21 protein-coding genes and 2 tRNA genes are annotated in these 22,451 nt (G+C 59.9%); 9 read left to right on the top strand and 14 right to left on the bottom strand.

The features are described from left to right. Window positions 1-61 precede the first annotated feature (61 nt). Window positions 62-1,204: a ceramide glucosyltransferase gene (locus tag AGR7B_RS08685; RefSeq protein WP_080856474.1), complete on the top strand. Its 1,143-nt coding sequence runs from the start codon at window positions 62-64 to the stop codon at window positions 1,202-1,204. Window positions 1,205-1,257: 53 nt separating this feature from the next. Here the strand turns inward: AGR7B_RS08685 and AGR7B_RS08690 are convergent. Continuing rightward, window positions 1,258-1,334, bottom strand: a tRNA-Pro gene (locus AGR7B_RS08690). 266 nt (window positions 1,335-1,600) lie between these two features. Here AGR7B_RS08690 and AGR7B_RS08695 point away from each other — a divergent pair. Then, complete coding sequence (locus tag AGR7B_RS08695) at window positions 1,601-1,906, top strand: ETC complex I subunit (RefSeq protein ID WP_003507982.1); 306 nt, start codon at window positions 1,601-1,603, stop codon at window positions 1,904-1,906. A gap of 48 nt (window positions 1,907-1,954) precedes the next feature. Further along, window positions 1,955-2,031 (top strand) — tRNA-Arg (locus AGR7B_RS08700). Window positions 2,032-2,054: 23 nt separating this feature from the next. Here AGR7B_RS08700 and AGR7B_RS08705 read toward each other — a convergent pair. Both AGR7B_RS08705 and AGR7B_RS08710 read right to left on the bottom strand, forming a co-directional pair. Continuing rightward, window positions 2,055-2,849, bottom strand: coding sequence for a DUF429 domain-containing protein (locus AGR7B_RS08705; RefSeq protein WP_237680922.1), 795 nt, complete (start codon window positions 2,847-2,849; stop codon window positions 2,055-2,057). A gap of 36 nt (window positions 2,850-2,885) precedes the next feature. After that, window positions 2,886-3,041, bottom strand: a complete 156-nt coding sequence (locus AGR7B_RS08710; protein ID WP_078052798.1) for a hypothetical protein — start codon at window positions 3,039-3,041, stop codon at window positions 2,886-2,888. A 237-nt stretch (window positions 3,042-3,278) separates the two neighbouring features. Between AGR7B_RS08710 and AGR7B_RS08715 the strand changes: the two genes are divergently transcribed. The 3 genes from AGR7B_RS08715 to AGR7B_RS08725 are packed head-to-tail and all read left to right on the top strand — an operon-like array spanning window position 3,279 to window position 6,509. After that, entirely contained in the window at window positions 3,279-4,577 is a 1,299-nt protein-coding gene (locus AGR7B_RS08715) for an efflux RND transporter periplasmic adaptor subunit (protein ID WP_080856475.1), read from the top strand. A 14-nt stretch (window positions 4,578-4,591) separates the two neighbouring features. Then, the gene (locus tag AGR7B_RS08720; RefSeq protein ID WP_080856476.1) at window positions 4,592-5,311 is read left to right on the top strand and encodes an ABC transporter ATP-binding protein; all 720 of its coding nucleotides are present in this window, start codon (window positions 4,592-4,594) and stop codon (window positions 5,309-5,311) included. Then, window positions 5,301-6,509, top strand: coding sequence for an ABC transporter permease (locus AGR7B_RS08725; RefSeq protein ID WP_065655182.1), 1,209 nt, complete (start codon window positions 5,301-5,303; stop codon window positions 6,507-6,509). Before AGR7B_RS08720 ends, AGR7B_RS08725 begins: the two co-directional genes overlap by 11 nt. A gap of 17 nt (window positions 6,510-6,526) precedes the next feature. Here AGR7B_RS08725 and AGR7B_RS08730 read toward each other — a convergent pair whose 3' ends face one another. Together AGR7B_RS08730 and AGR7B_RS08735 are read right to left on the bottom strand one after the other, a co-directional pair. Further along, window positions 6,527-7,054 carry a DUF6714 family protein gene (locus AGR7B_RS08730; RefSeq protein ID WP_080856477.1) on the bottom strand — a complete coding sequence of 176 codons (528 nt, stop codon included), beginning with the start codon at window positions 7,052-7,054 and terminating at the stop codon, window positions 6,527-6,529. After that, window positions 7,023-7,256: a hypothetical protein gene (locus AGR7B_RS08735; protein ID WP_080856478.1), complete on the bottom strand. Its 234-nt coding sequence runs from the start codon at window positions 7,254-7,256 to the stop codon at window positions 7,023-7,025. Before AGR7B_RS08735 ends, AGR7B_RS08730 begins: the two co-directional genes overlap by 32 nt. Before the next feature lie 174 nt (window positions 7,257-7,430). Between AGR7B_RS08735 and AGR7B_RS08740 the strand changes: the two genes are divergently transcribed. Continuing rightward, entirely contained in the window at window positions 7,431-7,712 is a 282-nt protein-coding gene (locus AGR7B_RS08740; protein ID WP_080856479.1) for a hypothetical protein, read from the top strand. Window positions 7,713-7,733: 21 nt separating this feature from the next. Here AGR7B_RS08740 and sufA read toward each other — a convergent pair whose 3' ends face one another. From sufA to AGR7B_RS08780, 7 genes are all read right to left on the bottom strand, one after another. Next, window positions 7,734-8,123, bottom strand: a complete 390-nt coding sequence (gene sufA, locus AGR7B_RS08745; protein WP_003495415.1) for a Fe-S cluster assembly scaffold SufA — start codon at window positions 8,121-8,123, stop codon at window positions 7,734-7,736. A gap of 105 nt (window positions 8,124-8,228) precedes the next feature. Further along, entirely contained in the window at window positions 8,229-8,612 is a 384-nt protein-coding gene (locus AGR7B_RS08750; protein WP_065655187.1) for an SUF system Fe-S cluster assembly protein, read from the bottom strand. Between the two features lie 36 nt (window positions 8,613-8,648). Continuing rightward, window positions 8,649-9,899, bottom strand: a complete 1,251-nt coding sequence (locus AGR7B_RS08755; RefSeq protein ID WP_059760336.1) for a cysteine desulfurase — start codon at window positions 9,897-9,899, stop codon at window positions 8,649-8,651. After that, on the bottom strand, window positions 9,892-11,163 hold the full coding sequence (gene sufD, locus AGR7B_RS08760) for a Fe-S cluster assembly protein SufD (protein ID WP_080857037.1): 1,272 nt from the start codon (window positions 11,161-11,163) through the stop codon (window positions 9,892-9,894). Before sufD ends, AGR7B_RS08755 begins: the two co-directional genes overlap by 8 nt. Before the next feature lie 24 nt (window positions 11,164-11,187). After that, window positions 11,188-11,943, bottom strand: coding sequence for a Fe-S cluster assembly ATPase SufC (sufC, locus tag AGR7B_RS08765; RefSeq protein ID WP_003522658.1), 756 nt, complete (start codon window positions 11,941-11,943; stop codon window positions 11,188-11,190). Between the two features lie 238 nt (window positions 11,944-12,181). Next, complete coding sequence (sufB, locus tag AGR7B_RS08775; protein ID WP_065655190.1) at window positions 12,182-13,651, bottom strand: Fe-S cluster assembly protein SufB; 1,470 nt, start codon at window positions 13,649-13,651, stop codon at window positions 12,182-12,184. Between the two features lie 197 nt (window positions 13,652-13,848). Further along, window positions 13,849-15,018 carry a cysteine desulfurase family protein gene (locus AGR7B_RS08780; protein ID WP_080856480.1) on the bottom strand — a complete coding sequence of 390 codons (1,170 nt, stop codon included), beginning with the start codon at window positions 15,016-15,018 and terminating at the stop codon, window positions 13,849-13,851. 211 nt (window positions 15,019-15,229) lie between these two features. On the opposite strand from AGR7B_RS08780, the gene AGR7B_RS08785 reads away from it, so the two are divergent. Then, window positions 15,230-15,907 carry an alpha/beta hydrolase gene (locus AGR7B_RS08785; protein WP_035263309.1) on the top strand — a complete coding sequence of 226 codons (678 nt, stop codon included), beginning with the start codon at window positions 15,230-15,232 and terminating at the stop codon, window positions 15,905-15,907. 239 nt (window positions 15,908-16,146) lie between these two features. Here the strand turns inward: AGR7B_RS08785 and AGR7B_RS08790 are convergent, their stop codons facing one another. Next, the gene (locus AGR7B_RS08790; RefSeq protein WP_080856481.1) at window positions 16,147-17,268 is read right to left on the bottom strand and encodes an anhydro-N-acetylmuramic acid kinase; all 1,122 of its coding nucleotides are present in this window, start codon (window positions 17,266-17,268) and stop codon (window positions 16,147-16,149) included. 148 nt (window positions 17,269-17,416) lie between these two features. Here AGR7B_RS08790 and tyrS point away from each other — a divergent pair, with 148 nt between their 5' ends. After that, entirely contained in the window at window positions 17,417-18,670 is a 1,254-nt protein-coding gene (tyrS, locus tag AGR7B_RS08795; protein ID WP_080856482.1) for a tyrosine--tRNA ligase, read from the top strand. A 239-nt stretch (window positions 18,671-18,909) separates the two neighbouring features. On the opposite strand, the gene AGR7B_RS08800 is transcribed toward tyrS, so the two are convergent. Further along, window positions 18,910-22,293: a YhdP family protein gene (locus AGR7B_RS08800; protein ID WP_080856483.1), complete on the bottom strand. Its 3,384-nt coding sequence runs from the start codon at window positions 22,291-22,293 to the stop codon at window positions 18,910-18,912. Between the last annotated feature and the right edge of the window lie 158 nt (window positions 22,294-22,451).

The following is a 22,451-nucleotide window of genomic DNA, read 5'->3' on the forward strand; positions in this document are numbered from 1 at the left end:
GAATTCCATGGAATCGATTGGCGCGCAGACCGCCAAAAGCTTGGGAGTGGAACTGGCCAGCATGGAAACTGTCTTTGCCCTTTGCGCAATTCTGCTCCTCGGCTTCAATCTTCTCGGTATCGTTCTGGCCGGCTGGCGACTGACGAGACGGGACGCGGAAAACGATCTCGTCCGGCAAAAGCCGCCTGTCTCGCTCGTGGTGCCGCTGCGCGGCGTGGAGAACTTCACGGCCCTGACGCTGTCGCGCGCCTTCGAGCTCAACTGGCCCGATTATGAGCTGCTGTTCTGCGTCGCCGATGAATTCGATCCGGTGATCGAGGAGGTTCGCAAAGCGCAAGCCGCCTTCCCCTCGGTTTCCATGCAGTTGCTCATTGGCGATGACCGCATCAGCGCCAATCCGAAACTGAACAATTGCGTCAAGGGCTGGCGGGCCGCCCGGCATGAGTGGGTAATTCTGGCCGATTCGAACGTGCTGATGCCGAAACCCTATATTGCGACCATGATGTCGGCGTGGCGGCAGGATAGCGGGCTCGTCTGCTCGCCGCCGCTTGGCTCCCGGCCTGCGGGTTTCTGGGCGCATGTGGAATGCGCCTTCCTCAACGGCTCGCAGGGCCGCTGGCAATATGCGGCGGAAGCCATCGGCATGGGTTTCGCACAGGGCAAGTCGATGTTGTGGAACAAGCCGTTTCTGGAAGACAATGGCGGCATTCGCGCACTGGCCGCTGAAATCGCCGAAGACGCCGCTTCGACGAAGCTGGTGCGAAGCGCAGGCCGCAAGGTGCATCTGGTCTGCGCCCCCTTCGAACAGCCGCTCGGCCAGCGCCATGCCGGCGAGATCTGGTCGCGCCAGACCCGCTGGGCGCGGCTGCGACGCGTGACCTTCCCGCAATATTTCGCGCCGGAAATCCTCACCGGCGCGCTTCCCCCGCTTCTCTTCGCGCTCGCCGCCGCCGTCATGATGGATGTAAACCTCGCCGCAACCGCCTTTGCCGTCCTCGCCCTCATGTATGTGCCGGAACTTGCGCTTGCAGCCCTCAACCGCTGGCCGGTATCGCTCCATACGCTGCCGGCGATGATCGCCCGGGACATGATCATGCCCGTCGTCTGGGCGCGAAGCTGGATCGGCAGCGCGGTGGCATGGCGCGGCAATGTCATGACGATCGGCACGGCAGAGAGCACCCTGGCCGGTCCGTCCGCGGAATAAATCAGAGCTATTTGGAAGAAGTTACGCCGGAAAGCTGATGTTTTGCTTTAAAATGGTCGGAGTGGAGAGATTCGAACTCCCGACCCTCTGGTCCCAAACCAGATGCGCTACCAGACTGCGCTACACTCCGCCGAGGCGATGGCTGGGGAATACACGGTTCACCCGCAGTCCGCAACAGGGAAATTCATCTTTGTTCAGCCACGGCCTCGATGAACAAAACGTAACCTCGAAACGGCGGCGCAGGATCGGACGGCAAGGGGATAATCGTCTTGACTCTCACCTGAAGTCAGTCCATTTCAAATTCAACGTTCCTGACACGATTTGGTTATTCTATTCAGGTACGTGATGAATAATTCGGGGCGTTTCGCCCCGCTGTCCAACCGGAGCAGTTTCGACATGTCTGCGAAGATTTACCGCCCTGCAAAAACCGCCATGCAATCCGGCAAGGCGAAGACCAATGTCTGGGTTCTGGAATTCGACGCCGAGGTTCCGCGCAAGATCGATCCGATCATGGGCTACACCTCCAGTTCCGACATGAAGCAGCAGCTCAAGCTGACATTCGAGACGCAGGAACAGGCCGAAGCCTATGCACAGCGCAAGGGCATCGAATACCGCGTCATCCAGCCGAAGGAAGCGACCCGCAAGGTGGTTTCCTACACCGACAATTTCCGTTTCAACCGCACCCAGCCCTGGACGCACTGAAACACGACGATCAAAGTTTTTGCCGGAGCATCGATTGCCCGGCATGACGGCCCCTTAGCTCAACTGGATAGAGCAACTGCCTTCTAAGCAGTAGGTCGCAGGTTCGAGTCCTGCAGGGGTCGCCATCTTCCCTCCGAGGCGCAAACCTTCACTGCACTGCCGGAATCCAGATTGCGGACGTCTCGTCGCCATAAGAGATGGCATCGCCCTCCAGAACGCAGATGCCAATCCAGGCGCAAACCACTGCATCCATCATGTCTTCGAAAGCCTTCATCTCCCATGTTCGCACGCCGATGGGAGGAATGGCGAGAGCATCGGCGACATTGCCAATGCGGGCATCGAGATGCGCCACAATCGAACGCCAGACTTCAACCAGTTTCGTGCGCCGAACGGGAATGGTGTCTGATCGCCAATAGCTGCCAATCTTCGAGTGTTTATAGGGGAGCCGCTTCTCCGATTGCGTCAGCTCGACCAATGCGGGGTGGGGATAGACCTCAAGCAGACCGCGCTCGCAGACCTCCGTCGTCAGGAGTGGATATCCTGCGTGTTCGAAGGAGATTTTTAGATCGTCGCTTATCTTCCCCGGCCTTAGAGCATTTGGGGTGTGCGTGCCGCAATGGCGGGCACCATAAGCCGAGGAAACCCTGTTGTCCGAAACGCGTCGAGCCGTTATCGGGGCATGTGAAAGCGGCATATCAACCGCGACAAGGTTGACCTTGCATCCGCCAAGCGCTTCGGCGGCATCTAGAAGTTCTGTCGCCTGTGCAATCGAACCACGAGGGCGGTCACTACGGGCTGATGCCCCGTATTGTCGTGCAAGAAAATGATCGTAAGAGGGGGCAACCGCGCGCAGCCGCCAGCATGAGCCATCCTTGACAACCAGCGCGACGCCGCTCGGCTCGGTCGCCGTCCAGGCAGCGTCAATTCCCAATATCGCCGTCATACATCACGTCCGGATTCCGTCGCACACGGGATCGCGTCACCCCTGCCCTACAAACGAAAAATAACCCCACGCAGCCACGAAGAAAGCGATCACGGCCACGATCGTCAGGGCCTTCTTCGCTTTTGGTCCCATTGGTTCGCGTGGCTTCTTCGGCGGCACCGGTTTGCGGAACTTCACCACATTGTCGTTCATTCTATTTTCGTCCTGACTATCGCTGCTGAGAGCTCAGCCGCGTTTATGGCATCGATCTTCCCGGATTTATCTCTAGCAGACCAGAGCTATCATAAATATTACCAAGTTTTCACTTCACCCTTGGGGCAAGCTATGTCACTTCCCACAATCAGAGGAATACAACGGCGACAGATGGACGGACAAACCGGAGAGCGGTGACAACCCTCTGTGGTATTTTGAACTTTGCGGGTGACGAGAATGAATGACGCCAATACGAGTGGCAGCGATACCGAAAACAGCCAGCCCGATCTGCGCGAGATTCTGGGAACGAACAGAAACGGCCGCAAGAAAAAGTCGCGTCGGTATCTCTATGCCGCAGCAGCCCTTGTGCTGATTGGCGGTGGCCTTGGTTATTATTACCAGTCACGTGCGGCAGGCGTCGCCTATAGCTATACCACGGAAGCCGCGCGTCAGGGCGATCTCTCGGTCATCGTCACCTCCACCGGCTCGGTTCAGCCGACGGATCAGGTCGATATATCGAGCGAACTCTCCGGCACCGTCCGCAAGGTCAACGTCACCTATAATACCCCGGTCAAGGCCGGAGACGTATTGGCGGAGCTGGATACCAACAAGCTGGAGGCCGACGTCCAGAGCGCCCGCGCAAAACTCGCCTCTGCCAAAGCCAATGTGCTGAAGGCGCGCGCCGATCTCGGCTCGGCAAAGACGTCCATGGAGCGCCTGCGATCGCTGGTGCAGAACCGTGTGTCCAGCCAGCAGGATCTGGATGCGGCACAGTTCACCCACGATGCCGCCGCTGCGACGCTGGAGGTGAATGAAGCAACCGTGCTTTCGGCGGAAGCGGATCTGCGGCTCGCCGAAGTCAATCTCGGCAAGGCCAAGATCGTCTCGCCCATCGATGGCGTCATCCTTACCCGCAGCGTCGATCCCGGCGCCACCGTCGCCTCCTCGCTCAATGCGCCGGTGCTGTTCACCATCGCCGGCGATCTGCGCCATATGGAATTGCAGGTGTCCGTGGATGAGGCCGATGTCGGCAAGGTCGAGACAGGGCAGAAGGCCACGTTTAATGTCGATGCCTATCCTGACCGCAGTTTCCCGGCCGAGATCGAGACCGTGCGTTTCGCTTCCGAGACCGTGTCGAATGTGGTCACCTACAAGGGCATATTGACCGTCGACAATGAAGAGCTGCTATTGCGCCCCGGTATGACGGCGACCGCCAATATCATCGTCGAAGAGATCAAGGATACGCTGCTGGTGCCGAATTCCGCGCTTCGTTATACGCCGCCGCGCGAATCCGCCTCCCGTGGCGGCGGGTTGATGAGCCTGTTCCGCCCGCCGCGCATGGGCCGCTCGCAGAACCGCGATGCCGGCCAAGCCGCGCAGGCCAAAAGGACGGTCTGGGTGCTGCGCAACAACACGCCAGTCTCCGTCGCCATCGAAACCGGTTCCACCGACGGCCAGCATACCGTGGTGAAATCGGGCGAGTTGAAAGCCGACGATCAGGTGATTACCGACGCAACGGCCCGCAACGCCGGCTGACGGAGGACAAGCCCATGCAACAGCCGCCGCTTATCGAATTCCGCGATGTCGTCAAGCAATATGGCCGCGGCGAAGCGACCATCCGCGCGCTCGATGGCGTCAGCCTCTCCATTCATGAGAAGGAATTCGTCGCCATCATGGGGCCGTCCGGCTCCGGCAAATCCACCTCGATGAATATCATCGGCTGTCTGGATGTGCCGACATCAGGCGAATACCTGTTTCAGGGCGTGCCGACCAGCGGCTTCGATAATGGGCATCTGACGCTGCTGCGCCGGCACATGCTGGGTTTCGTGTTTCAGGGCTTCAACCTTCTCTCGCGCACCTCGGCGGTGGAGAATGTCGAGCTGCCGCTGATCTATCGCGGCATGAAGGCCTCGGAGCGGCGCGCGCGCGCCATGGAGGCGCTGGCGCAGGTGGGCCTGAAAGGCCGCGAGGACCACACCACGCAGGAGCTTTCCGGCGGCCAGCAGCAGCGTGTGGCGATTGCTCGCGCCATCGTCACCCGCCCCGCCCTGCTTCTGGCCGACGAGCCGACCGGAAACCTCGATACGAAGACCAGCATCGAGATCATGGAACTGATAACCTCGCTCAACCGCGACAAGGGCATCACGGTCGTGATGGTCACCCATGAGGAGGATATTGCCGCTTATGCCGGGCGTCTGCTGCGTTTTGTGGACGGCCACCTCGCCTCCGATAGCGCCGCAGATCATAAGGAGACATTGGATGTTCTTTGAAACATCGCGTCTTGCGCTGCGCGCCATCAGCCGCAACCTTCTCCGTTCCTTCCTCACCGTGCTCGGCGTCGTCATTGGTGTGGCCGCCGTCATCGCCATGGTCACAATCGGCAACGGTACGACCGAGCAGGTGAAATCGGAACTGTCGCGGCTCGGCACCAACATGCTGTTCGTGCGCCCCGGCCAGTTTGGCCCTGGCCGCGCCAGCACCGAAGCCAAGCGCTTCGATGACCGCGATGTCGAGGCCATCCGCAACCAGATATCAGGCATCCGCGCTGTCGCTCCGCAAAACCGCAGCTCTGCGGCAACCGTTATTTTCGGCGGCAAGAACCACCAGACAAGTGTTATCGGCACAACAAATGATTATCTGATCGCGCAAGACTGGACGATCGCATTGGGTCGCGATTTCCAGCCCGCCGAAGATCGCGGCGGCCAGATCGGCTGCATCATCGGCGAGACGGTGCGGCAGGAACTGTTCGGTGCGGAAAACCCGGTGGGGCAGACGATCCGCGTCAGCAACATCTCCTGCCCCGTCATCGGTGTGCTGGGCAGGAAAGGCCAGTCCGGCCTCGGCGACGATCAGGACGACACGATCATAATGCCGCTGAAAATCCACCAGCGGCGCATCGGCGGCACCACCACCATTTCCTCGATCATGGTCTCTGCGCAGGATGGCGTTTCGACCGCCAAGGTGCAGAGCGACCTGCAAAACCTGCTGCGCGAGCGCCGCCGCATCGGCATCGGCCGCGAGGATGATTTCACCGTCAACGACATGACGCAGATCGCCTCGGCCATGACCGGCACGACGACGCTGCTGACCGGGCTTTTAGGCGCGGTCGCCGCCGTCAGCCTTCTGGTCGGCGGCATCGGCATCATGAATATCATGCTGGTTTCGGTGACGGAACGCACCCGCGAGATCGGCATTCGCCTTGCCATCGGCGCACTGGAAAAACAGGTGCTGACGCAGTTTCTGGTGGAAGCCGTCATGCTGTCGGCCTTCGGCGGCCTTGTCGGCATCCTCACCGGCCTCGGCCTTGCTTATGCCGTCGTCGGTTATCTCAACGTGCCCTTCGTCACCAGCCCGTCGATCATCTTCCTCGCCTTCGCCTTTTCGGCGGCCATCGGGGTGATTTTCGGCTATTTCCCGGCACGACGGGCGGCGAGCCTGAGCCCGATAGAAGCCTTGCGGCATGAATGAAAGCCGGCCGATCCGCTTCAGTCGCTCACCGGGCAGCGTGCACTATCCACCCACTCTCCGAGCGCGCGCTCTATGTCGTCCTGATAGGACGGCAGGTTTTCCTTCTCACTGATGGCGCGGAGATACATTTCCACGGCATTCCGTTGCAAATGGGTCAGTAAGGAAAACCTCTCCTGACATCCGCGCAAATAGGGTGCGAATTCGTGCCTGTAGTCGCCATCGAGGTCGGCGATCATATAGGCGGGCAAATGAAATCGCATTCCTTCAGCATCAAGGAAGGCGGGGCTGCCGGAATGTCTGTTGAGGTCCTTCAGCGGGATAGCGGACCAATCATTCTTCTCATCGCCAGCACGACATGCGGCGCGAACCTCATTGTTCGCATAATCGTCAAGCGCCTGTGCCTCGGAGAGGCCGACGCCCCCACCCAGCGTAACACCCGCGAATGCCTCTCGCACCGCGGCTTTCGCATTCGCAATATTATCGGGTTGCGACCTCATCAAATCGTCTGCCTGTTCAATGATGCGCTCCCCCACTCCCGTCACCATGCGCTGTCGGCCAGTCTCCACCCTCGGTCCGTTCGAGCGGTGGGCTGTTCAACGCGTCACCCTTGGATGCCGCAGATCCCTTTATCTCCTCCCAGTAAAACGCAAGGCAAACAATACCGGCAATCAGCGTCAGGCCAGCCACGACGCTGGCGACGATCAGCCCTATCGTCCAGATATCAATCGAGGCGCTACTGATGTCCATTCCGGTTCACTCCCCACGATCAATCCCGTCGGCGGTCCGAAACGCCTTCCAGCATGGGCGGCAGGCGGTTCCGCCTCTCCCGCCAAACCTCGCGGAATATCCGATATCCTCGCTGACCTTGCGTCAGGGCGTCAATCGGATAGGCTCGCCTCAAGTTTACCGGATGGAGTTTGGATGTTCAAATCGGTATCGGATAGCGCCGCTGCCGCAGACGGCGGCTCGCTCGCCCTCTTCGTCGAACGGATTGACGGACAGACGGAGCTGTTTGTGATCAATCGCTCCCTCGCGTCACGCGGAACGCCCGACTACAACAAGATCACTTCGAGCCTTCGGCCGCTTGCCAAGGAGGATTGCGCAATGATCGCGGCAGCTCTCGAGCCGCTGTTGACGATAACACCATCGATTCATCCGCTGGCTGATTTTATCGATACGCTGAAACAGCAATCTTCCCGCTGATCGGAAATGCAGTGCGGCCAATCAAACGTTGGCCTCTGCCTCACGCTGCTTCGCCAGCGCCGCCAGATCGGCGGGCTTCAGCTCAACCGATTCACCGCAGCCGCAGGCGGATGTCTGGTTCGGATTATTGAAAGTGAAACCGGAGCGCATCTTGGTCACTTCGAAATCCATCTGCGTACCGAGCAGATAAAGCACGGCGGAAGGCTGAACCCAGACCTTCGCGCCTTCGAATTCCACCAGATCGTCCTTCGCGTCCGGCTCGGTCACGAGGTCGATGGTATATTCCATGCCCGCGCAGCCGCCCTTCTTGATGCCGACGCGCACGCCCCTGGCATCCGGTCCGGAATTCTCGACGATTGCTTTAACGCGCGAGGCGGCAGCCCCGGTCATGGTCATGATCGCAAAGCCCATGGGCCCATTCTCCTTCGACAACCGAGTTCAAGGCTCGATGCTTATGGATTTCAATCTAATAGCGCCTGAGAGTGTCATCAAGAGATGACACCCGTCAAAATCACGTCAGTACCAGCCGACAGCGACCTGTGCTTCTTCCGACATGCGGTCCGGCGTCCATGGCGGATCGAAGGTCATTTCGACCACGACACCGGAAACACCCTCGACGGCGCCCACGGCATTTTCCACCCAGCCCGGCATTTCACCGGCCACCGGGCAGCCGGGGGCCGTCAGCGTCATGACAATCTTGACCATCCGGTCGTCTTCGATATCGATCTTGTAAACGAGACCGAGTTCGAAGATATCGGCTGGAATTTCCGGGTCGTAGACGGTCTTCAGCGCCGCAATCACGTCGTCGCTGAGGCGTGCAAGCTCGTCCGGCGGAATGGTCGAAACCTTTTCCTGAGCTTCGGTCGCATCCTGGGTCTTTGCAGTGGCATCGGCAGTCATGGTCTTAAACCTCAATCCTGATTTCAAGCTGCGATATCAGGCGAAAAATTTGCGCGCATATTCCAGCGCCTCGACAAGAGAGTCTACTTCGGCACGGGTATTGTAAAGGCCGAACGATGCCCGGCATGTGGAGGTGACGCCGAAGCGTTTCAAGAGCGGCATGGCGCAATGGGTGCCCGCACGTACCGCAACGCCGCGCCGGTCGATCACCATCGAGACATCATGGGCATGGATGCCCTCAAGTTCGAAGGAGAAGATGCCACCCTTGTCAGGCGCATTGCCGATGATGCGCAGCGAATTGATCTCGCGCAGACGCTCGGCGGCGTAAGCGGCAAGATCGGCCTCGTGTGCTGCAATCGCGGCGCGGCCGAGATTGTCCATGTAATCAAGCGCGTAACCGAGACCGATCGCCTGCACGATGGGTGGCGTGCCGGCTTCGAAACGGTGCGGCGGCTCGTTATAGGTGACATTGTCTTCGGTAACGTCGAGGATCATCTCCCCGCCGCCCTGGAACGGCCGCATCTCGCGCAGCCGGTCGGCCTTGCCATAGAGCACGCCGATGCCCGAGGGACCGTAAAGCTTGTGGCCGGTCATCACATACCAGTCGCAATCGATATCGCGCACATCGACCGGCATGTGAACCGCACCCTGCGAACCGTCGACCAACACCGGAATGCCGCGCTCATGCGCAATGCGGCAAATTTCCTTGACCGGCACGATGGTGCCGAGCGCATTCGACATATGGGTGATGGCAACGAGCTTGGTGCGCTCCGTCAGGCTCTTTTCGAAAGCCTCGATATGAAACGCGCCGTCATCATCCACAGGCACCCATACGAGCTTGGCGCCCTGCCGTTCGCGGATGAAATGCCACGGCACGATATTGGAGTGGTGCTCCATGATCGAGATGACGATCTCGTCGCCCTCGCCGATCTTCGGCATGCCATAACCGTAAGCGACCGTATTGATCGCTTCTGTCGAGGATTTGGTGAAGACAATCTCATCCACCGAACCGGCATTGAGGAACCGGCGCACCTTTTCGCGCGCCGCCTCATAGGCGTCGGTTGCGGCATTGGAGAGGAAATGCAGGCCGCGATGCACATTCGCATACTCATTGGCATAGGCATGCGAAACGGCGTCGATCACCACCTGCGGTTTTTGAGCGGACGCGCCGTTGTCGAGATAGACCAGCGGCTTGCCATAGACCTCGCGCGACAGGATCGGAAAATCCTTCCGCACGGCTTCAATGTCATAAGGGGCCGCCAACGCGGCGCGTTCGCTCTCAGGCATGATGTTCCAGCCAGCCGGAGATGATCGTCTCCAGCGCCTCTACCAGATTTTCTTCTTCCAGTTCCTCGACGATCTCGGCGACGAAGGCGTTGACGAGCATCGCCCGTGCCTTCGCCCGCGGAACGCCGCGTGCCATCAGGTAGTAGAGATGGTTGTCGCTGATATCGGCAACCGTCGCACCATGGCCGCACTGAACGTCATCTGCGAAGATTTCCAGTTCCGGCTTTGCCGAGAACTCGCCATCGTCAGACATCAGCAGCGTATTGCAGGCCATCTTTGCGTCGGTCTTCTGCGCATCGGGTGCCACCCGGATCATGCCCTGGAAAATGCCCTTTGCACGGTCGAACACCACGTTGCGGAACACTTCCGTCGAGGTCGTGTTCGGCACGTTGTGGCCGAGAACCATCGTCACATCGGTATGGGTTTCACCACCCAGAAGGTTGACGCCGCGAACGATGAGGTCAGTGCCCTCGCCTTCCACATTGATGCGCAGTTCCTGCCGCACCAGCTTGCCGCCGGCATTGACAATGAACAGGCGAATCTTGGCGTCCGCGCCGATTTTCATGCGCAGCTGGCCAAGATGGATATCGGCTGCACCCTGTTGCTGCAGGATGATCCAGGTCACTTCCGCGCCATCCTCAACGACGATGTCGCTGACGGAGGAAACAAAGGCCGCGTCCGCAGTCACCGAAAGGTGACGCTCGATGACGGTTGCCTTGGAACCCTTGCCGAAACGGACCGGGAAGCGGCTGTGAACTTGGCCTGCGCCATGGATCGCCTGCAATTCGATCGGCTTCTCGATATCGGCATCGGCCGGAATCTCGAGCACCAGACCATCGCGCACGAAGCTGCCATTGATGCGGCCAATCGCGTCATCCTTGCTGGCTTCAGCGAGGCCGGCGGCAGCGGAACCGTCGAGCAGGCTTTCTGCAAAGCGCGAAACACGGACGTCCTCGATCTTGCCGATATCGGCCGCGCCATGCTGCACATAGGCAACCAGAGAACCGGCAACCGTCGGCGCCTGCTTCTCGATAACGGGCGCGGGCCGGTCTTCCGGAACGGCGCGCAGCAGGCTTTTCAGATCGGTATAGTGCCACGCCTCGATGCGTCGCGTCGGAAGACCGCCGGTCTTCAGATCGTCGAACAGCACGTCACGGGCGGCAACAACAGCGCCGTCGCCCGGCAATTCGCTGAACTTGGCGGTGTAAGCGTCGACCAGCGCGGTTTCCGCTGGCGTCAGCCGGTTGGTAGCTTGAATGTTCATGGACATCACCTCCTGGCCTTTGACTTAGGCCGCTTCACCGATGATGTCGGCGTAACCATTGTTTTCCAGCTCCAGCGCAAGAGCCTTGTCACCCGAGCGGATGATCTTGCCCTTGTAGAGAACGTGCACGCTGTCAGGCACGATATAATCGAGCAGACGCTGATAGTGCGTGATGACGACGGTCGCGCGATCCGGCGACTTCAGCGCGTTGACGCCGTCAGCCACGATCTTCAGGGCGTCGATGTCGAGGCCGCTATCGGTTTCGTCGAGAACGCAGAGCTTCGGCTCCAAGAGCGCCATCTGCAGGATTTCGGCGCGCTTCTTCTCACCGCCGGAGAAGCCGACGTTCAGCGGACGCTTCAGCATCTCCATGTCGATCTTCAGATCGCCGGCCGCTTCCTTGACGCGGCGGATGAAGTCCGGCGTCGTCAGCTCGGACTCGCCGCGCGCCTTGCGCTGCTCATTCATCGCAACCTTCAGAAACTGCATGGTGGCGACACCAGGAATTTCGACCGGATACTGGAAAGCAAGGAAAATGCCCTTGGCGGCGCGCTCGGCGGCATCCAGTTCCAGAATGCTTTCGCCGTTATAGAGAATGTCACCGGAGGTGACTTCATAATCTTCGCGGCCCGACAGGATGTAGGACAGCGTCGACTTGCCGGAACCGTTCGGCCCCATGATGGCGGCAACTTCACCAGCGGCAACCTTCAGGTTGAGACCCTTGATGATCTCGGTTTCGGTATCGGCGATCTTTGCGTGCAGGTCGATGATTTCAAGCATATTCAATTCTCTCGATCTTGTTTTCTCTTTCTGGAAGAGAAACGTTCAAATATCTCTGGTCTCAGTGTATCGGCCAGCCAGAATATCGCTGCCAACGCGAGACCGCTGCCTATCAGAAGAGGCTTGGCGAATGCCCACCCCGCCAGCAGCCCACCAACTCCCATAAAAACTCCGCACATCGATACGAACATGCAAAGCAATAGGAGAAGCGCGGAGCCGCCGAGTCGGGATGTCTCCATCAGCCCACGCTTCCTTCCAGCGAAATGCCGATCAGCTTCTGCGCTTCCACGGCAAATTCCATCGGCAGTTCCTGAATGACTTCCTTGACGAAGCCGTTGACGATGAGCGCGATGGCCGCTTCTTCGGGAATGCCACGCTGCAGGCAATAGAACAGCTGGTCTTCGGAAATCTTCGACGTCGTCGCCTCGTGCTCGAAGTGAGCGGAGGAATTCTTCGCCTCGATATAGGGCACGGTATGCGCGCCGCACTTGTCGCCGATCAGAAGCGAGTCGCACTGCGTGAAGTTGCGCGTGTTGGTCGCCTTGCGGTGGGCCGACACCTGGCCGCGATAGACGTTTTCCGAGAAACCGGCGGCGATGCCCTTGGCGATGATGCGGCTCGACGTGTTCTTGCCGAGATGGATCATCTTGGTGCCAGAGTCGATCTGCTGATGGCCATTGGAAACCGCGATCGAATAGAACTCGCCGCGGCTGTCGTCACCGCGCAGAATGCAGGACGGGTATTTCCAGGTGATGGCCGAGCCGGTTTCCACCTGTGTCCACGAAATCTTCGAGCGGTTGCCCCGGCAATCGCCGCGCTTGGTCACGAAGTTGTAGATGCCGCCCTTGCCTTCCTTGTCGCCCGGATACCAGTTCTGGACGGTGGAATATTTGATTTCGGCATCGTCGAGAGCCACGAGTTCAACAACGGCGGCGTGAAGCTGGTTCTCGTCGCGCTGCGGTGCCGTGCAGCCTTCCAGATAGGAGACGTAGGCACCCTCTTCGGCGATGATCAGCGTGCGCTCGAACTGGCCGGTGTTCTTCTCGTTAATGCGGAAATAGGTGGAAAGCTCCATCGGGCACCGCACGCCCTTCGGCACGAAGACGAAGGAACCGTCCGTGAAGACGGCCGAGTTCAGCGTCGCGTAGAAATTGTCCGTCGTCGGAACGACAGAACCCAGATACTTCTTCACCAGTTCCGGATGCTCGCGCACGGCTTCCGAAATCGACATGAAAATCACGCCGGCTTTCGCCAGTTCCGCCTTGAAGGTGGTGACGACCGAGACGCTGTCGAACACGGCATCCACGGCGACCTGGCGCTTTTCGACGCCGGCGAGGATTTCCTGTTCTTTCAGCGGAATACCGAGCTTCTCATAGACCTTCAAAAGCTCCGGGTCGACTTCATCGAGCGACTTCGGGCCGGGCGCGGTCTTCGGCGCGGCATAATAATAGAGATCGTTGAAGTCGATCTTGGGGTAGCTGACGCGCGCCCAGGTCGGCTCTTCCATCGTCAGCCAGCGCTTGTAAGCCTCAAGACGCCATTCCAGCATCCATTCCGGCTCCTGCTTCTTGGCCGAGATGAAACGGATCACCTCTTCCGAAAGGCCCTTCGGGGCCTTGTCGACTTCGATATTGGTTTCGAAGCCGTATTTATACTGGTCCACATCGATCTGGCGGACCTGATCGATCGTTTCCTGAACCGCTGCCATGTCGTTCTCCAATCTCGCCGGAGCCAAGGTCCGGTGGCTTGTCAACGTATCAAGGCGGAAAGCCGCCTTATCCATCTTCGGGCAATGTCACCGCGCCGTTAAGCGGGGCGGAGCTTATACCCATGTAAGTGCGGGATGGCGCTTTTCACACATCCCGGCAAGCGGAAAATTGCTATTCCGCAATTCTTTGCCGCATTTTAAGCGGCTTGACCGGAAAGCCTGCGCCGCCCGGCAATTTTCGCAAACGCCGCAAGCGTCCGTTCGATGTCCGCCTCGTCCGTCGCATGGCCAAGGGAAATCCGGAGCGCGCCGAGCTTGGGATCGCGCCCCATAGCCGTCAGCACATGGCTTTCCCCCACCTTGCCGGATGAGCAGGCCGAACCGGCCGACAGCGCAATACCTTCGATATCGAAGGCGATCTGCCCCGTTTCCGCCTTCAGGCCCGGCAGGGTGAAAAATGTGGTATTGCCGACGCGGGCAACGTCCTCGCCGTGGATGATCACGTCAGGCGCGCTCGCCCGCATGCCGTCTTCCAGTCGCGCCCGCAGAGCGGTAAGACGCGCCGCTTCAACCTCGAGATTCTTGGCAGCAACAGCGGCAGCGGCGCCAAAACCGATAACCGACAGGGTATTTTCCGTACCGGAACGATGCCCCTTTTCCTGCCCGCCGCCATGGATGAGCGGCTTCGGCATCATCACCTCGCCGCGCGAGATGAGAGCGCCAGCCCCCTTGGGGCCACCGACTTTGTGGGACGAGACAACAAGGAAATCGGCATCGAGAGCGTTGATATCGAGCGGAACCCTGCCTGCCGCCTGCACGGCATCGATGACCATCAATCCACCCGCCGCATGCACCAGCCGCGCCGCTTCCGCCACCGGCTGGAGGATGCCGGTCTCATTGTTTACCAGCATGCAGGCAACCATCGGCAGGCCGGCGGAAGCATCGTGCGAAGACAGCAGCGTCTGAAGTGCCGCAAGATCGATGACGCCCGCTGACGTAACGGGAATTTCCGTAACGTCAGCCTTGCCGAACCGGCCGCCTTCGCGAAAGGCAGGATGCTCGATGGCTGAAACATAAAGATGGCCATAGCGCACTGGAGCGCGCCCCATCCTGAAATCCGGTGTCAGCACCAGATTGGCGGCTTCCGTCGCGCCGCTGGTAAAGGTGACATGGGCAGCCTCGGCGCCAACAAGTGCCGCAACCTCGCGGCGGGCGCCCTCTACGGCGGCGCGGGCGGCACGCCCTTCCCGGTGCACGGAAGAAGGATTGCCGGCAAGATCGAGCGCGGAGACGAGAACATCGCGCACGGCGGGCAAAAGCGGCGCCGTCGCGTTCCAGTCCATATATGTCCGCATCAAAACCGTCATAACGATGAGGCTTCATCCAATCTTCAATGCGCCAAAACGCATTTTTCTTGAAATTACAGTTGCGCTTGCCTTATGACACCACCCGAGTGCTTTAGCACACGCAAAGTTTCGAATTATTCTAAACTGCGTTCTAGAAAAGATGACACAGTTCGTCAAGTCTTCTCATCGGAAGAATGCGGTTGGAGAATGAAAAAACACGACCGGAGTACCAATGCCCGAAGTCATCTTTAACGGCCCTGCGGGTCGCCTCGAAGGCCGTTATCAACCCTCCAAGGAAAAGAGCGCGCCGATCGCGATCATCCTTCATCCGCACCCGCAGTTTGGCGGCACGATGAACAACCAGATCGTCTATCAGCTCTTTTATCTTTTCCAGAAGCGCGGCTTCACGACGCTCCGGTTCAATTTCCGCTCCATCGGCCGCAGCCAGGGCGAATTCGACCATGGCGCCGGCGAGCTTTCCGATGCCGCTTCCGCGCTCGACTGGGTGCAGAGCCTGCATCCCGATTCGAAAAGCTGCTGGGTCGCGGGTTACTCCTTCGGCGCCTGGATCGGCATGCAGCTCCTGATGCGCCGCCCGGAAATCGAAGGTTTCATGTCGATTGCGCCGCAGCCGAATACCTACGACTTCTCCTTCCTCGCCCCCTGCCCGTCGTCGGGCCTCATCATCAACGGCGATAGCGACAAGGTCGCGCCTGAGAAGGATGTGAACGGCCTGGTGGAGAAGCTGAAGACCCAGAAGGGCATCCTCATCACCCACCGCACTGTTCCCGGCGCCAACCACTTCTTCAACGGCAAGGTGGACGACCTGATGGGCGAATGCGAGGACTATCTCGACCGCCGCCTCAATGGCGAACTGGTGCCGGAACCGGCGGCCAAGCGCATTCGGTGATTGGCCGAGCATTGGCAGGGTAGGTTTTGATCTAAAGACAATGATCGATGGTGGGTGTGGCTTACCCCCCTCTGCCCTGCCGGGCATCTCCCCCTCAAGGGGGGAGATCAGCTAGACGCCTGCTCCTCGCCCAAGTTTTACGTCGAAAATGACCAGAAGGTCGCCACGATTCGATCTCCCCCTTGAGGGGGAGATGCCCGGCAGGGCAGAGGGGGGTAAGCCAAGCCCGCCGTCCTCAACTACCCCCGCACCAATACCCCACCCGTCACCGGCTCCTTCACCCCCGTCGTCCCGGGATAGGTCAGCGGCAGCCCCTTCAGCGAGCGCACGGCCAGATAGGCCCAGGCCTCCGCCTCCATCGCCCCACCATCGAACCCCGCCTCTTCCGCCGCAATCACCCGCGCTCCGGACTTTGCGGCAAGGTCTGCAAACTCCGCCATGATCACCGGATTGAGCCGCCCGCCGCCACACACCACATAGGTTTTCGCAGCCTCCGGCAGATAGCTCGCCGACTTCAGAATGGCAGCCCCTGTCAGATGAGCCAGCGTCCGCGCACCATCCGCCAGCGAAACCTCACCCTTTTGCGGAGGCGCAAAATCGCTGCGGTCCAGCGACCGACGGATATTGGCTGAAAAAAACGGGCTTTCCATATAACGCGCCACCAGCGACGCGACGACGCTGCCGCCCGCCGCCGTCTTGCCGCCCTTGTCGAAAGCCTTGCCCGTATGCGCCTCGATCCACTGGTCGATCAGCATATTGCCCGGCCCGCTGTCGAAAGCGGCAAGCCGCCCCGCCTCACCGATATAGGTGAGATTGGAAATGCCGCCGATATTGACGAAGACGGCCGGCGTTTCGAACCCATCGGGCAGATTGGCGGAAAGCGCCATGTGATAGGCCGGGATCAGCGGCGCGCCCTGCCCGCCATGGACCATGTCGTTTGCCCGCATGTCGTAGACCACATCGATGCCGGTCTCGGAGGCCAGAAGCGCGCCGTCGCCGATTTGCACGGTCAGCGCCTCGTCCGGGCGGTGCAGCACCGTCTGACCGTGAAAGCCGATCACATCGATATCGCCGGGCTGGAGGCGGTGACGATGGAGGAAGGATTTGACCGCCGCCGCATGGGCAAGCGTCAGCTTGCGCTCGGCCTCCACTAGGTCGCCGGGACGTTCGCGTCGTTCACGAATGGCTTTGGCGGTGACCAATGCCTTCTGCCAGATGGCGCGCAGGCCCGGATCATAAGGGAAATACCCACTCGGCCCATGCCGCACCACGCTTTCGCCATCCGTGCGCAAAAGGGCAATATCGATGCCGTCCATCGATGTGCCGCTCATCAGCCCGATTGCCGTTTTGACCTCGCCCACCTGCCGCTCCCCTGCAATCACGAATCATCATGGAGTGAATCCCGACATTCATGGCCGAAACGGGTGCACATTTCAAAAAACAATGATAAAGCCGCGACGGTCATTGGTTTTCGATGGCCGCAAAGATCCAACCAGAAAGTAAAAGGTTATGTCCAGGTTCAAGTCCGATTTCCTCCGCACGCTCGATGAGCGCGGCTTCATTCACCAGATCTCCGATGAGGCAGGTCTCGACGAACTGTTCGCCAAGGAAACCGTGACCGCCTATATCGGCTATGACCCGACGGCTTCGAGTTTGCATGTCGGCCACCTCACCCAGATCATGATGCTGCACTGGATGCAGAAGACCGGCCACCAGCCAATCTCGCTGATGGGCGGCGGCACCGGCATGGTCGGCGATCCCTCCTTCAAGGAAGAAGCCCGCAAGCTCATGACGATCGACATGATCGAGGACAACATCACCTCGCTCAAGCATGTCTTCGCCAATTACCTCGATTACGACCGGGCCAATAATCCGGCGCTGATGATCAACAATGCCGACTGGCTGCGCGGCCTCAACTACCTCGAATTCCTGCGCGATGTCGGCCGCCATTTCTCGGTCAACCGCATGCTGTCCTTCGACAGCGTCAAAACGCGCCTCGACCGCGAACAGTCCCTGTCCTTCCTCGAATTCAACTACATGATCCTGCAGGCCTACGATTTCGTGGAGCTGAACCAGCGCACCGGCTGCCGCCTGCAGATGGGCGGTTCCGACCAGTGGGGCAACATCATCAACGGCATCGATCTCGGTCACCGCATGGGGACACCGCAGCTCTACGCGCTGACCTCGCCGCTTCTGACCACCTCCTCCGGTGCGAAAATGGGCAAGTCGGCTTCCGGCGCCGTGTGGCTGAACAAGGACCTGCTGCCGGTCTATGATTTCTGGCAATACTGGCGCAACACGGAAGATGCGGACGTCGTTCGCTTTGCGAAACTCTTCACCACGCTGCCGATGGATGAGATCGCCCGTATCGCCGCCCTTGGCGGATCGGAGATCAACGAGGCGAAGAAAATCCTCGCGACCGAAGTGACCGCCATCCTGCACGGCCGCGCGGCGGCGGAAGAAGCGGCCGAAACGGCGCGCAAGACCTTCGAAGAAGGTGCGCTCGCCGAAAACCTGCCCTCCATCGAGGTTCCGGCATCTGAACTCGAAGCCGGCCTCGGCGTCCTGTCGCTCATCGTCCGCGCCGGCCTCGCCGGCTCGAACGGCGAGGCCCGCCGCCACGTTCAGGGCGGTGCGGTAAAGATCAACGACATTGGCGTTTCGGATGAGCGCCAGACGGTCGGTTCCGGTGAAATCACCGGCGACGGCGTCATCAAGCTGTCGGTCGGCAAGAAGAAGCACGTTCTGGTTCGCCCGGCGTAAGACTTACAAAAACATCGTGTCGAGGACTGCGAAAGCGGTCCTCGATGCGCCGATACCCCCACTTCCGTCATGCCGGGCTAGATCCGGCATCCAGCCACGGCGCGTCTGCGCCGTGAAAGGGCTCTCGCGCGATCAAGGACTTGATCGCACTGGACCCCGGATCAGGTCCGGGGTGACGGAGTGCGGGTGCACTCGTTCTCGCCAAACGGCCGCGTGCGCCAAGCTTTGCGACGCTCCATTCACTGAAACTCGAAAATCTGCCGGAAAACGCCCGGCGCAATCAGCGAAAGCGGATTGATCGTCAGCTTCGGCTGGTCCGTCTGGCCGGAGAGCTTGAAAGTGATGCCGAGCAAGCCCCGGTCGCGGCCATTGCCGAGGAAGATGCCGATGAAGGGTAGCTCGCCGAACAGCCGGTTCAGGCCGTAGGCAGGCATGAAGGTGCCGGTCATGTCCATACGGCCGCTCTGGTCCTTCAAAAGCCCCTGGAAAGTCGCACCGATCTGCTCGCCGCGCACGACGCCGTTTTCCACCGCCACCGAACCGTTGACGTAAACGACCCGGGCAAAACCGCGCTGGAATTTTTCCGAGCTGACATCGATATTGCGGCGCACCGCATTGTTGAGGCTCCTGCCGTCCTCACCCGTCGGCGTGGCGACGATGTCCTGCAGCTTGGCTTCGTTGACGACGGCAAAATTGCGCAGGTCGAGCGATCCGCTCCAGTCGCTGCCATTGGAGGTCGTCAGCGCAAGATTGAGAAGGCCGCCACGAATGCGGCTGTAGATATTGGCGAAACGGGCAAGCGAACCCGCATCGCTGCTGGTCAGCGTCACGGTTCCCGTCGCCCCGCGATTGACAGTCTGCGCCACCACCGCCTGGCCATTGCCGGTGACGCCACGGAAATCGATGGAACGAACCTTGCCATCCCGCACGCTGACATCTGAACTGACATTGGCAAGGATTTCATCGTTGAACCCGTAGACCTTGTCGAATTGCGTCTTGATGGCAAGGGATGGCTGCGAACGCGACGTCCCGTCGCCGCTGCCGGAAGAGCTGCGAAGCTTCGAGAGGAAAGGCCTGACATCGGCGGATTTCCCCGATGCATTGATGATATAGCCGTTCTTCGAAGCGGCGACCGAAACGGCGTAATTATCGGAGGGCGAAAGCTGCACGCGGCTGAGATCGGCTGAAATCAGCCCGTTCTTGCTGAAGGCGATATCGCCGGCAGCGCCGAAGCCGTCACCGTCGAGCGAAAAGTCGCTGATCGTCGTGCGCCCGTCTCCCATTTCCATGGTGAAGGCGGCGCTGGCGGGAATGCCGATGCCCTTGCTCCAGCCAAGCCCCGGCAGAATGATCGACGCCTTGGTCAGATCGAGCCGGATATCCTGGCGTTTCGGGTCGGCGCCGTCGATTTCAATCGCCGTCGTGCCGCCGAGGACCGTGGAAAGTTCCGGAGCGAGCTTGGCAACCTGCGTTTCGTTCAGGCTTGCCTTCAGCGACAGCGTCGGCGCGATATCGCTGTTCTTACTCACCGGCTCCGTCATCACGATGTCCATCGGCACGTCGTCCACGCGGCCTCTGCCCTCCAGTTTGAGCTGTCGGTCGTCCAGCGTCATGAAACCGTCGAGCGCAGTCACCTTGTGGCCCGCAAAGGGCTTGGTCAGCGACAGGTTCTTCAGATCGAGATCGGCCGTCCACACCGGCGGAGGCGGGTTATGGCTGGAAAGCAGGCCAACGGTCAGGTTAGCATGGGCTTTGACATCGCCGGTGAAATCCTCCGGCTTGAACTGCGTATTCTTGAGCGCATTGATGGGTTTGAGCGCCGCAAGCTCGGCCACGGCATCGGCCGAGCCCGAAACGTTCAGTTCGAGATTTCCGAGCAGCGGCTTGTCGTAAACAGCGGAAATGAGAAAACGGCTGTTTTCCAGCGCAAGCGACCGGTTCGACGGGAAATAGGATGTTCCCCGCTTGATATCGACGGCCATCTTGCCGCCCACGAGATCGAAATGCGCGTCGACATCGCGCAACGGCGGGATGTCGCCGGTGGTATTGAGACGCGTATCGTCTATATCGAAACGGATCTGCATTTCGCTTTCGCCGAGCACCAGCGGGCAGCCGGGGCCGCACATCCGCCCCTGCGGTATGAAGATCGCGATTGAACCATTGGTGACGGTGCCGCCGTAGAGATTGGAGACCACCCAGTCGCGCGGCTTGTGCGCCATCCAGAACGGCCAGAGCTGCTTGACCGCCGTGGCCTCCATCTTCGGAATCTGCCCGCCGAAACTGATTTCCGGCGACCCCTGGCCGAACCGGATTTTCAGCGATCCCGCCATGTCTCCGAGCGGGCCAGTCACATAAAGCGAGGGAACGTCGAGCTGCTTCGTCGCCGCCGTAAAATGCCCGTCCGCCTTCAGGCTGAAAGGAACCGGGGCCTCGCCCGAAGCTTCGGACGAAGCAACGGCGTTATCGATCCGCAGCGAAAGGCCGAAACCTTCTTCCGTATCGCTGATTTCACCGGCGACCGGAAGAATTGTCCGCCCAAGCTCCAGCCGCGAATTGTCGATGACAAGGGTGCTTTTGGCAAAGTCATAACGCGCGTGGACGTTGCCAGCCGTAAAGGTCTGGGACTCGCCGCCGATCATCAGCGTTCCATTGCCGAGGCCGAGCGCAATCTCCAGCTGTGGCTCCTGCCCTTCCACGGCGCGCCGAGCGACAATATTGATACCCGTCTTGACGTTCAGGCCTTCATGGAGATTTCCGTCGGGATCGTATTTCTCAAGAAACGGGCCGATATCGAAACCGTCGATGCGGGCTTCAAAACCGTCTATCCGGCCGCCCGATCCCGAAGTCTGCAGCGACACGCTGGCAATTTCACCGTTGAATAGCGTTTCTCCATCGAGCGAATATCCGCCCTGCTGATCGGGCGTCAGCGACAGTTCACGCACTTCGACGGTGCGCGGCTTGCCCAACTCTCCGGGTGGCAGGTGAATCGAAACGCTGGAAATATCGATTTCCTCGGTTCCGCTGCTCAGAAAAGCCTGAGCGAGCTTGTCGAGCTGCCCGAAGGCCTCCTGCAATTGCTGCGGCACGGCGTCGAGCTTGACGCTGGCGAGATCGAACCCGTTACCCTTGGGCAAAAGCGCCGTATCGAGCTCCATCCCGTCGGCCTCGAGGCTCTCCACCGAGACACGGCCGGTCAGAAGCGCAAGCGGATCGAGCGCCATGCCGATTGCCCGCGCCCGGCTCATATGCTGGCCGGATTCCTTCTCGATGATATCCACGTCCTCCGCCACCAGCGCAAGGCGCAGCCCGGTGGAAAACCTGATCGCCGAAGAACCGATCCGCGCGCTGTAATGGGGGCCGAGCGCCCTTTCCAGCGCCTGCTGCGCCTGGCTGGAAAGCGTCGCGTCGATCGATCCTGTCTCGACGGAAAGAATGATGCCGCCAATGGACAGGAAGGCCAGCACGAAAAGCGCTGCGAAAATCTTGATGAAGGCGCGCACCATGGAGCGCGGCGCCGGGCAATGCACGATGATGGGATCTTCGGCCTGCGCCGAAGGAAGATCGTGCAGCGCAATGATATCGCGTCTGCCGAACTTGACCTTTTCACCCCTGACTTCAGCCATACGCCCGTGTTTGCCCTTGAATAGCTTTGTTTCGCCGCAACACCGAAGCGGGATGGCGAAAAGTGTAAGCGGTTTTCGTCCGGAATCCCGCTTTAATTCTTTAGCCCGGATAACGATTGAGATTTAAGATCGTTCGACCTGAAATCTAAATAGTGATC

Source organism: Agrobacterium deltaense RV3 (genome assembly GCF_900013505.1).
GTDB classification, from domain to species: Bacteria; Pseudomonadota; Alphaproteobacteria; order Rhizobiales; family Rhizobiaceae; genus Agrobacterium; species Agrobacterium leguminum.